Raw genomic sequence first — 11,195 nt, 5'->3', positions numbered from 1 at the left:
GAACCCGCGCGCGGCGGCCGTGACGCAGGTCGTCCGGACCGTGCGGGCGGGCCTCGGGCCGGCGCGCGGCGGCGGGCGGGACCCCGCGCGGGACGGGCAGGTCGAGCACCTCGACATCCGCGGCGTCCGCACCGGCATCGCGAGCGAGGCGTACGTCTACCTCCCGGCGCAGTACTTCCAGCCCGCGTACGCCGCCCGGCGCTTCCCCGTCGTCGTCCTGCTCGCCGGATACCCCGCGGCCGACCGGAAGGTGTGGATCAGCAAGGGGCACATCCCCCGGGACGCGGCGGACGCCACGGCGGCGGGCCGCGTCCAGCCCATGATCTACGTGATGATGCGGCCCACCGTCCGGAACGGCTGGGACACCGAGTGCGCGGACGTGCCGGGCGGTCCCGCGGTCGAGACGTTCTTCGCCCAGGACGTGCCCGAGGCGATCGCCACGACCTACCGGACGCCGGACGACCGGCGGGGCTGGGGCCTCGCCGGCTACTCCACCGGCGGGTACTGCGCCGCGAAGCTCGCCCTGCTGCACTCCGACCGGTTCGCCGCCGCCGTCAGCATGGCCGGCCACTTCGAGGCGCTGCTCGACCCCACCACCCGCGCGCTCTACGGCGGGAGCCGGGCGCTGCGCCGCTCCAGCGACCTGACCTGGCGGCTGCGGAACCTGCCGCAGCCGCCGGTGTCGATCCTCGTGGCGTCGGCGGACGTGGGCGAGAAGACGTTCCCGTCGGCGCGGCGGTTCATGGCGGCGGCGCGCCCGCCGCTCGTCGTGGACTCGGTGCTGCTCCGCACCGGCGGCCACAACTTCAAGACGTTCCGCATGTACATCCCGCCGTCGCTCCGGTGGCTCAGCGCGCGCCTGCGGGCGTCCTGACGTGCAGCCGATCAGCGGGGCGTTCCTGCTGGCCGCGTGCGGGCTCGCCGCGGCCTGCCTGACCGCGGCGGTCGTGCTGTGGCCGCGCGCCGCCGGGACGGGCCCACGGTCGCTGCTCGCCCGGTGCGGGATGCTGCTGGCCGTCCAGGTGACGCTGACCGCGGCGGTCGTCCTGGTCGTGAACCGGCACTTCGTGTTCTACGCGACCTGGAACGACGTCCTCGGCCGCGACGGCGCGCAGGCGCGGATCGACCACGTGCAGCCGGACCGGGGGGACGCCGGGCTCGTCCGGCGCACCACCACGGACCTCGGGCCGCGGCGGCGCGGCCACCCGCGGGACCCGCTGAAGGACGGGCGGATCGACCGGCTGGAGATCCGTGGCGCGCGCAGCGGGCTGGACGCCGAGGCGTACGTCTACCTTCCGGCGCGGTACTTCCAGCCCGCGTACGCCGCCCGGCGGCTGCCCGTCGTGATCCTCATCTCCGGCGGCCCGTCCGACACGGGGACGGCCTGGCTGCGGCAGGCGCGGCTGCCCGAGGCGGCGGACGCGGCGGCGCGCGGGCCGGGGGGCGCTCAGCCGATGGTGTACGTGATGGTCCGGTCGGCGCGGGGCCTCGTCCCGGCGGCGGACGGCCCACGCCCCACGGCATGCCTGAACCTGCCCGGCCGACCCGACGGCCAGGCCGAGACGTACTTCGCCCAGGACCTGCCGCTCGCCCTGACGAGCCTCTACCGGCTGCCGCGGACCCGCCAGGGGTGGGGCGTCGCCGGATACGCGTCCGGCGGCCAGTGCGCCGTCCGGCTCGCGATGCTGCACTCCGACCGGTTCGCCGCCGCGGCCGGCCTGGACGGGCGGTTCGGCACGCCGACCGACGCCCCGGAGACTGCGCCCCCGCCCGCCGGCACGCCCGCTGCCGCGCCTGTCGCCCCGCCTGCCGCCCCGCCGAGGCCGGACGATCCGTACGGCGGCAGCGACGCCTACCGGCTCGACAACGACCTCCTGTGGCGGATGGAGCACCTCCCGCCGCCCCCGGTGGCCGTCCTGGCCGCCGCGGGCGACGGCGGCGCGGGCGCCCGGGACGCCGACCGGTTTGCCGCCCTCGCCAGGCCGCCCATGTCGGCGGCGAAGACCCTGGTCCCGGGCGCGCCGGGGACGCTCGCGGAGTGGCGCGCCCACCTGCCGCCCGTCCTGGAGTGGCTGAGCGCCCGCCTCCGCGGCGAGTAGCGCCCCGGCTACCCCGCGGGGAGTAGGGCGGCGCACTCCTGCCGACCGACGTGCATTTCGGCCCGAATGTCCTAGCGTGCAGGGATGAGCACTTCGCCGCCGCACGGGCCGGTGCGCGGGCACTGGCCCCGGCCCTCCACCTGGCCCGTGTGGGTCGTCCCGGTGTTCATGGCGCTCCTCCAGGTCTTCGGGTCGATGGCCGCGCAGCACGGCGCGTCCGGGGAGCGCGGGCCGTGGGACCACGGCGGCTGGGACGGCGGGGGCCAGGCGCACGAGTACGGCAGCACGCACCTGGACGCGCTCGGCATCGCGCTGCTGCTCGGCGGTCCCGCGCTGCTGCTGCTGCGCCGCCGCCACCCCGCGGTCACGCTCGTGGCGACCGGCCTGGTCACCGGGCTGTACTTCCTGCGCGCCTATCCCTACGGACCGGCCGCCGCCGCGGTCGCCATCGCGATGACCGCCGCGATCACGGCGGGGCACCGGCTGCTGACCTGGGCCGGGACGGGCGCCGCGCTGGTCGCCTTCTTCTCCCTCACCGCGGTCATCGGCGTCCCGTTCGAGGACCGCGGCCACGCCGGCGGGCCGTTCCCGGTGGAGGAGCCGACCCTGCCCGCGACGACGTTCGTCGTCGGCTGGGCGCTCGTCGTGCTGGTCACCGCGGAGCTGATCCGGATGCGCGGGCAGAAGGCCGCCGAGGCCGCCCGCACCCGCGCCGAGGAGGAGCGGCGGCAGGCCAGCGAGGAGCGGCTGCGGATGGCCCGCGAGCTGCACGACGTCCTCGCGCACAACATCTCCATGATCAACGTGCAGGCGGGGGTGGCGCTGCACCTGATGGACGACGACCCGGAGCAGGCCCGGACCGCGCTGGCCGCGATCAAGGAGGCGAGCAAGGAGGCGCTCACCGAGATGCGCGGGGTGATCGGGGCGCTGCGCGCGCAGGGCGAGAGCGCGCCGCGCTCCCCCACCGCCGGGCTCGACCGGCTGGACGAGCTGCTGGCCCGCGCCCGGTCCGCCGGGCTGCGGGTGGAGTGCGCGATCGACGGGGAGCGGCGCCCGCTGCACGCCGGCACCGACCTCGCCGCGTTCCGGATCGTCCAGGAATCGCTCACGAACGTCACGCGGCACGCCGGTCCCGGCCCGGTCACGGCGCTGGTCCGGCTCACCTACGGCGAGACCGAGATCGCCGTGCGGGTCGAGGACGACGGCCGCGGCGTCTCCCTGCTGGACGACCATCCCGGCGGCAGCGGCATCCGCGGCATGCGCGAGCGGGCCGCGGCGCTCGGCGGCACGTTCTCCGCCGGGCCGCGGACGGGCGGCGGGTTCGCCGTCCAGGCGACGCTGCCGTTCGGCGACGTCCCGGACCTCCCCGAACCGGAAGAATCGGAGGAGTCAGAGCAAGCGGGCACGACACCGCCGGACACGGCGCCGCCGGACGCGGCCGCGGGCGCGCCCGAGCGGGCGGGCACCGGCCCGGCCCCGGCGGGGCCGCTCGGAAGGGACAAGGGATGATCAAGGTGCTGCTGGCCGACGACCAGGTGCTGGTCCGCGCGGGCTTCCGGGCGCTGCTGGACGCCCAGCCCGACATCGAGGTCGTCGGCGAGGCGAGCGACGGCGAGGAGGCCGTCACGCGGGCGCGGAGCCTGCGCCCGGACGTCATCCTCATGGACATCCGGATGCCGGGCCTGGACGGTCTCGCCGCCACCCGCCGGATCGCCTCCGACGAGCGGCTGGACGGCGTCCGCATCGTCATCCTCACGACGTTCGAGCTCGACGAGTACGTGTTCGAGGCGCTGCGCGGCGGCGCGGCCGGGTTCCTCGTCAAGGACACCGAGCCGGTCGAGCTGATCCACGCCGTCCGGGCCGTCGCGGCCGGGGACGCGCTGCTGTCGCCGAGCGTGACCCGGCGGCTGATCGCCGAGTTCGCCGCGCGGGCCAAGGAGCCGGCGCCCTCGCCGCGGCTGAACGCGCTGACCGACCGCGAGCGCGAGGTGATGGCGCTGGTCGGCGAGGGGCTGTCCAACGAGGAGATCGCCGCCCGGCTCGTCGTGAGCCCCGCGACCGCGAAGACCCATGTGAGCCGGACCATGGTGAAGCTCGGCGCCCGCGATCGGGCACAACTCGTCGTATTCGCCTACGAATCGGGTCTGGTCAAGCCGGGGTGGCTGCCGTAGGGACGCATACCCTGCGACGATCGGGTGTGCTCCGCCGTGCCGGCATGGCAGGGTAGGACGGACAGGCCGTCACCGACGTGCGAAGGAGTCCGGTGCCGAACGCCACGAGGATCCTGGCCGTCGACGACCGCGAGGAGAACCTGGTCGCCCTGACGGCGGTGCTCGACGCGCTGCCGGTCGAGGTCGTGACCGTGACCTCGGGGCAGGCGGCGCTCAAGGAGCTGCTGAACGACGACTTCGCGCTGATCCTGCTCGACGTCGTCATGCCGGAGATGGACGGGTTCGAGACCGCGGGCCACATCAAGGCGCGGCCCCGCACCCGCGACATCCCGATCATCTTCCTCACCGCGGCCGGCGAGGCGGGCGAGCAGGCGTTCCGCGGCTACGCGGCGGGCGCGGTCGACTACCTGACCAAGCCGTTCGACCCGTGGCTGCTGCGCGCGAAGGTCGCGGTGTTCGTCGAGCTGAACCGCCGCAACGCCGAGCTGCGGCGGCAGTCGGCGCTGCTGCGCCAGACGCTCGCCGAGAGCACCGGCGACGCCGCGGCGGGCTGCAACCGGATCCTCGCCGTCCTCGACGAGCGCCTCGCCCTGGTCGAGGACGACGTCGCCCGGCTCGGCTCCGGCGAGCCCGCCGACGATCTCGCCGAGCACGTCGCGGCCCTCCGGCTCGCCCTCGACGCCCTTTCCGCCGGCGCCTGATCCCGCCCGCGCCACCCCGTTCGGACAGCTCTCCAGCGGGGTCGGCGGCCCAGCAATCCTCACCTTGAGTGATCAAGCTTCCGGGCGTCCGGATCGCATCTATTGACGATCACTCAAATAGTTCTCGCAGGTCAGCGCCCCGGATCTTTTACCTCCGCCCTCGACTTCCGGTTTGTCGCAAGTAAGTACTTGGGGGTAACTTGCACTCACCGTCACGTTCGTGACTCGCGTCACCGGGTCCCCTCGCGCGACCCCCCGAACCCCCGGGAGCCACCATGACCGACTCCGCCGGCACCGCCCTCGGCCGCGTCCGCTGGAAGCGTTTCGCCGCGATCGCCGCGCCCGCCGCGATCGGCGCGGGCGCCCTGGTCTTCATGACCGCGCAGGGCGCGATCGCCTCGTCCTTCGCCGTGTCCGGCGGCAGCTTCAAGGTCAGCGCCGACTCGCTGGACGGCCAGGGCTTCGTCCAGTACGGCGGGACGGACGGCACCAAGGACGGGACGAAGCACCCGGTCCAGATCTCCGGCATCAAGTCGGCGGAGATCCGCAACATGTGCCAGTCGGTGAAGGTCGGGCCGTTCACGCTGCGGCTCACCGCCGGCACCGGCGACACGCCCGTCCAGGCGTCCGACCTCGTCCTGGACGTGGAGCAGCTCAACGCCGACGCGACGTTCTCCAACATCGAGATCGGACGCGACGCGAGCACGCTCGACAAGGGCCCGAGCGGCGCCAAGGGCCCGATCGGGATGTTCGGCCAGCAGGCCGACTCCATCAAGCTCACCAACGTCAAGCAGGTCGCCTGGGCGACCACGGCCGGGACCTTCAAGCTGAGCGACCTCAGCATGAAGCTCGGCAAAGAGTGCTTCTGACGTCAGGGATTTCGGGGGCAAGCAAGCATGACAACGTCCACGCCGCACGGGTTCCGCCGCTGGCGGCGCACCCGCCCGTTCTGGGGCGGCCTGCTCGCCGTCCTCGGCGGGCTGGAGCTCGTCGCCATCCCGCTCGCGCCGATGCCGCTGGTCGTCCACCAGGGCATGGCGGGCGTGGCGAGCTGGCTGATCGGCGCGCTGCTCGTCGCGGCGGGCGCGCTGATGTGGTTCTCGCCCGCGCAGCGGAGCTTCTACGGCATCCTCGCCGTGCTGCTGTCGCTGGCGTCGTTCCTCACGTCCAACTTCGGGGGCTTCCTCGTCGGGCTGCTGCTCGGCCTGCTCGGCGGCGCGCTCGGCTTCGCCTGGTCGCCGTCCCCGTCCCGCGCTGAGGCCCGCCCGGACCCCGATCAGGGCCCCGGGCCGGACGGCGGGCCCGGGCCGTACGCCGGTCCGTACGCCGCCCGGCATACCGGCCAGCACGCCGCTCCGTACCCCGCCCCCACGATCGAGCCGAAGACCGCTCCCCGGTCCCGGCCGGGCTCGCACGCGGCGCCGCGCGGCCGGAGGCTGTCGGCGGTCGCGCTCCCGGCGGCGCTCCCGGCCGTCCTGGGCCTCCATCTGCTCGCGCCGTCCCCGTCGCCCTCCGCGTCCGGGACGGCGGCACCGAAGGCGGCGGCGAGCCCCACGCCCAGCCCTTCGGCCACGCCTACGCCGTCCGCCACGCCGACTCCCTCGGCCATACCGACGCCCACGCCCACGGCGACCAAGACGGCGGCGGACGGCTGCCCCGAGATCCCCGCGAGCACCGCGGGGCTGACCGAGACCGCCGCCCGCACGCTGCTCCAGCAGATCGCGGGCAGCGCGGACCCGGCGGCGTGCCTCAAGGCGAGCCCCTCCGCGAAGGAGACGGCCGCCGCGTCCGGCACGCGGGTCTACTCCGACGCCGGGACGCTGCGCGCCACCTCGCTGACGATGACGGGGCTGAGCTACGACGGGGTCGCCGCCCTGGCGTCCTCGTCCGGGACGGTCCGCGCGCTCAAGTTCAGCATGTCCAAGGCCGTCCTGAAGGACGTCGACCAGACGGCCCGGCACGGCGGCGCGACGTCGCGGATCAGGACGGGCGACCTCACGCTCAGCGGCGACGTCGTCATGTACACCACGAAGCTGTCGTCCAAGCTGCTGGGGATCCCGCTGACGTTCACCCCTGAGCAGCCGCCGCCGCTGACCCTGCCCTACATGGTGATGACGGACGTGGTGTCCGAGCAGCCCTCGGTGTCGGCCGACGGCGCCAGTGCCACCGGCCTCGGCATCACCGCCTGACCGCCCATCGCGTTCGCCTGCATCTTCCCCCGCAGGATGAGCGCGCCCGCCAGCACCGCGGCCACCACCAGGATCACCGCGATCGTCACGATGACCAGCGTCTTGCGGCGGTCGCCCGCCGCGCGGTCGTGCGCACGCGGCGGCTGCTGCCAGTTCGCGTACTGCTGGGGCTGCTCCCAGGGCGGCGGCGTCTGCGGCCCGCCGTGGCCGTGCGCGGACGGCGGCGCGCTCCGCGGGGAATGCGCGTCGCGGGCGGGCGGCGGCGCCCAGTCGGTCTCCAGGAGGGTCCGCGGCTCGGACTCGCCTCCGGGCCGTCCCCGCTCCGGATACCGGTCGCCGCCGGAGTCGCGGCGGGTGATCGCCCCGAGCTCGTCCGGGTCCATGACGGTCTCGGACGCCTGGAAGTTCTGGCCCTGGGCGCCGCGGCCCGCGGAGTCGCGGCCGGGACCGAACCGCACGGACGCCTCGTCGGTGACCGTCGCGTCCGTCGCCGTCATCGGCGGCGGCGGGAGCGGCGGCTTCGGCCGCGGGGGCGGCGGCAGCGTCGCCACCCGGGTGAGCAGCGGCTGCGCCTGCGCCGCCGTCATCCGGTGGACGGGCTCGCGCGCGAGCAGCCCCTCCAGGACGTGCGTGAGCGGCCCGGCGTTGCGCGGCTGCGGGACGGGCTCGGTCAGCGCGGCCTGGAGGGACGCCATCGCGTCCGAGCGCTCGTAGGGCGAGTGCCCCTCGACCGCCGCGTACAGGGTCGCGCCGAGCGCCCACAGGTCGGACGCGGGCACCGCCCGCTCGCCCTGCGCGCGCTCCGGCGGGATGTAGGCGGGCGACCCCATGACCAGCCCGGTCTGGGTGAGCGTGGCGTCGCCCTCCATCTGCGCGATGCCGAAGTCGGTGAGGACGACGCGCCCGGCGTCGGTGATGAGGACGTTGCTGGGCTTCACGTCGCGGTGCAGGATGCCCTTCTCGTGGGCGTGCCGCAGCGCCCCGAGCATCTGGAGGCCGATCTCGGCGACCCTCCGGTGCTCCATCGGCCCCTGGTCGAGCAGGTCCTGGAGGGAGGGGGCGAGGACCAGCTCCATCACGATCCAGGGCCGGCCGGCCTCCTCCACCACGTCGTGGACGATGACCACGCCGGGATGGCTCAGCCGGGCCGACGCCCGCGCCTCGCGGAACGTCCGCTCGTACAGGACGTTGCGCTCGGCGTCGCTCAGCCCGGGTGGGAGCACGACCTCCTTGACCGCGACCTCGCGGGCGAGCATCACGTCGTAGGCGCGCCAGACGGTCCCCATGCCGCCGCGGCCGACGACCGAGTCGAGCCGGTAGCGGTTGCCGAGCAGACGTGCCTGTTCCATGCCTTTTAGGTCCCCCAAGTGCTCATCCCACCCCCGAGGGGCCGAACGTGTTGAGCACATTGTCCACGAGTGCCTGGTTCCCGCTCCACCCGGACGACGGCATCGCCACCATCACGGCGTAGGGCCGCCCATTGAGGATCACGCCCCGGTCCCGGGCCCGGGTCGCGCCGTCCTGGCGCGTCCAGGTGAACTCGATGTCGGCTGCGGGGACGGTGCCGACCGAGGTCCGCGTGATCGTGAGCGGGTCGAAGTCCTTCAGGTTTCCGTCGGCCCTGGCCTCCTCCTTCCAGGTGACCCAGTGGTCGTACGGGTTACCCGACCACGGCGTGCGATCCACCTGAATGTACGCGCTGCTCGCCGGGTCGTTCCAGGTGGTGCGGTTGCCTTCCTCGCTACGTTTCCAGCCCCGCGGGACCCCAAGGGTGTAACCCGGTCCGCGCGTGCGGACCAGCCCGGCGGGCAGGGCCGTCTCGCTGCTGCTCGCGCTGGGCGACCCCGTCGGGGACCCGGACGCGCTGGACGGCCCGGGCGACGGCGCGGAGCTCTGCGCCGTGGGCTGGAGCGTCTGCTGCCCGGTCGCGCCGGAACCGCCGTCCGGCCAGAACACCGCGACGACGGGGATGATGATCGCCAGCGCGACCAGGGCGCCGGCGAGGACGGGGATCCAGGCCCGGTTCTTCGGTCCGCCCACGCCCGAAGCCGTGGTGCCGGGCGGGAGGTGCGCCGTCCAGTGCCCGTCCGGGCCCGGCGGGTAGTGGGGAGGCACGTCCGGCACCGGGATCGGCGGCATCCCCTGCGGTGTCGGGGACGACGGCGAGGGCGGGGGCGCCGTCTGCGTCGAGCCGTCGTGCGGGCCGGCAGGGGGACCCGCGTGCGAGCCGTACTGCGGGTTCGACCGGTCGACCGCCGTGGCGGTCCCCCAGGCCCGGTCGTCGGTGGTCGCCGCGCCCGGGTCGCCCTGCATGCCGCCCGCCCGCTCGGCGAGCTGCGCGGCGGCCTGGCTCGCGGCGTGCCCGGCGGCGACCGCGGCCAGCTGCTCCTCCGCGCGGTCCGCGCCGATCCGCCGGACGGGGTCGCGCTCCAGCAGCCCCGCGAGGACGGGCGCCAGCGGCCCGGCGTTGCGCGGCGGCGGCGCGTCCATCGTCATCACGGCCGCGAGCACGGCCATGGCGTCGCTGCGGTGGTGCGGGGCCTTGCCCTCGCAGGCCGCGTAGAGGGTGGCGCCGAGCGCCCACAGGTCGGAGGCGGGGATCGCGCCGTCCCCCTTCACCCGCTCCGGCGACATGTAGGCCGGCGACCCCATGATCAGGCCGGTGTGGGTCAGGGTGGCGTCGCCCGCCATCTGCGCGATGCCGAAGTCGGTGAGCACGGCCCGGTCGTCGGCGGCGACCAGCACGTTCGCGGGCTTCACGTCGCGGTGCAGGATCCCGATGGCGTGCGCCGCCCGCAGCGCGCCCGCGATCTGCCGCCCGATGACCGCGACGCGGCCCGGCGGCAGCGGCCCGTCCTCGTCCACGATCTGCTGGAGCGAGCGGGCCCTGACCAGCTCCATCACGATCCACGGACGACCGTCCTCGTCCACGACGTCATGTACGGTCACGACGCCCGGATGGTTCAGCCGCGCGGAGGCGCGCGCCTCGCGGAGCGTCCGGCGGTGCCGGTTCTCGCGCTCCTCGTCGCTGATCGACGCGTGGAGCACGACCTCCTTGACCGCGACGTCGCGGTCGAGGGTCTCGTCGCGGGCGCGCCACACCGTGCCCATCCCGCCGCTGCCGACCACCGACAGCAGCCGGTAGCGCCCGGCCAGGAGCCGCCCGCCGCCCTGGTCCGCCTTATCCCCGTTGGACATGAGTCGCGACCTTACCGATCGATCGGAGCCTGCGGACCGGCATCGCGCCGATCCGGAATCACTTGCCCGCGGGCTCGAAGTACCGGTACACCGGCTGCATCTCGGCGAAGGTCTTCTTCCAGTCGCCGTCGGGCGCGCAGAGCAGGATGGCGTAACCGTGCCCGTTCGCCACGAACCCGCGGTTGAGGATGTGCCTCCTGCCGCCGCCGGCGTCCCAGGTGAACTCCCAGTCCGCCGACTTGTCGCCGTTGCCGGTGTCGGGGACGGGCTCGTGGTCCCCGGTCGCCCCGAGCTTGAGCCTCTCGTACCCGGAGTAGCGGCCCTTGGTGGCGCTCTCCTGCTCGCGCCAGTCGCCGAGCGCGCTGTCGCCGGGCGTGGAGGTCTGGTCGACCTGGATGTAGGTGGCGCGGTCCGGCGAGTAGAAGAAGTCGCCGCCGCCGCCGGGCTTGCTCTCGGGGCCTGACCAGCCCTTCGGCACCGGGATGCTGTAGCCGCTGCCGTCCTTGTGGAGCTTGAATCCGGCGGGCAGCGCGCTGCTCGGCGACGTGCTGGGCTTCGCCGAGGACGGGGACGCGGAGGTCGACGCGGACGGGCTCGGGCTCTTGGACGCCGTCGCGCCCTGGCGCCGGGCGGGCTTGTCATCGTCGCCGCCGCCGCTGTTCGCGAGCGCGATCCCCGCCACGACCACGATGATGGCCAGCACCACGGCGCCGATGATCAGGGCGTTCCGGTTGACGCCGGGCCCGGCGCGTCCGGGCGGGCGGTCCGCCGCCGGGATCGCGCTCCCCGCGGGCCGGGTCGCGGGCCCCGCGTGCCACGACGTCGCGCGCGCGGGAT

At 74.9% G+C, this 11,195-nt stretch carries 10 protein-coding genes; 7 read left to right on the top strand and 3 right to left on the bottom strand.

What is annotated here, in order from left to right; genetic code table 11:
- From E1300_RS42065 to E1300_RS42035, 7 genes are all read left to right on the top strand, one after another.
- Positions 1-874, top strand: an 874-nt coding sequence (locus E1300_RS42065; RefSeq protein ID WP_131762876.1) for an alpha/beta hydrolase, incomplete at its 5' end; no start/stop codon positions are given.
- A gap of 1 nt (position 875) precedes the next feature.
- A complete protein-coding gene (locus E1300_RS42060) occupies positions 876-2,099 on the top strand; it encodes an alpha/beta hydrolase (RefSeq protein ID WP_131762875.1) in 1,224 nt (407 codons plus the stop codon).
- 84 nt (positions 2,100-2,183) lie between these two features.
- Entirely contained in the window at positions 2,184-3,608 is a 1,425-nt protein-coding gene (locus E1300_RS42055) for a sensor histidine kinase (protein WP_131762874.1), read from the top strand.
- Positions 3,605-4,270, top strand: coding sequence for a response regulator (locus E1300_RS42050; RefSeq protein WP_131762873.1), 666 nt, complete (start codon positions 3,605-3,607; stop codon positions 4,268-4,270). The genes E1300_RS42055 and E1300_RS42050 overlap by 4 nt, the downstream gene beginning before the upstream one ends.
- A 92-nt stretch (positions 4,271-4,362) precedes the next feature.
- A complete protein-coding gene (locus E1300_RS42045) occupies positions 4,363-4,971 on the top strand; it encodes a response regulator (RefSeq protein WP_131762872.1) in 609 nt (202 codons plus the stop codon).
- A gap of 275 nt (positions 4,972-5,246) precedes the next feature.
- Positions 5,247-5,840, top strand: coding sequence for a DUF6230 family protein (locus tag E1300_RS42040; protein ID WP_131762871.1), 594 nt, complete (start codon positions 5,247-5,249; stop codon positions 5,838-5,840).
- A 27-nt stretch (positions 5,841-5,867) separates the two neighbouring features.
- Positions 5,868-7,160 (top strand): DUF6114 domain-containing protein, encoded by a 1,293-nt coding sequence (locus tag E1300_RS42035; protein WP_131762870.1) that lies wholly within the window; start codon positions 5,868-5,870, stop codon positions 7,158-7,160.
- On the opposite strand, the gene E1300_RS42030 is transcribed toward E1300_RS42035, so the two are convergent.
- The 3 genes from E1300_RS42030 to E1300_RS50775 form a co-directional block, all read right to left on the bottom strand.
- Positions 7,073-8,509: a serine/threonine-protein kinase gene (locus E1300_RS42030; protein ID WP_131762869.1), complete on the bottom strand. Its 1,437-nt coding sequence runs from the start codon at positions 8,507-8,509 to the stop codon at positions 7,073-7,075. The genes E1300_RS42035 and E1300_RS42030 overlap by 88 nt on opposite strands.
- A gap of 22 nt (positions 8,510-8,531) precedes the next feature.
- Complete coding sequence (locus E1300_RS42025) at positions 8,532-10,358, bottom strand: serine/threonine-protein kinase (RefSeq protein WP_131762868.1); 1,827 nt, start codon at positions 10,356-10,358, stop codon at positions 8,532-8,534.
- 58 nt (positions 10,359-10,416) lie between these two features.
- On the bottom strand, positions 10,417-11,195 hold a 779-nt coding region (locus tag E1300_RS50775), incomplete at its 5' end, for a serine/threonine kinase C-terminal domain-containing protein (protein WP_503104945.1).

Source organism: Actinomadura fibrosa (assembly GCF_900659615.1).
In the GTDB taxonomy this organism is placed as follows: domain Bacteria; phylum Actinomycetota; class Actinomycetes; order Streptosporangiales; family Streptosporangiaceae; genus Spirillospora; species Spirillospora fibrosa.
The sequence above is the reverse complement of the archived record's forward strand: the minus strand, read 5'-3'. Positions and strand labels throughout refer to the sequence as shown.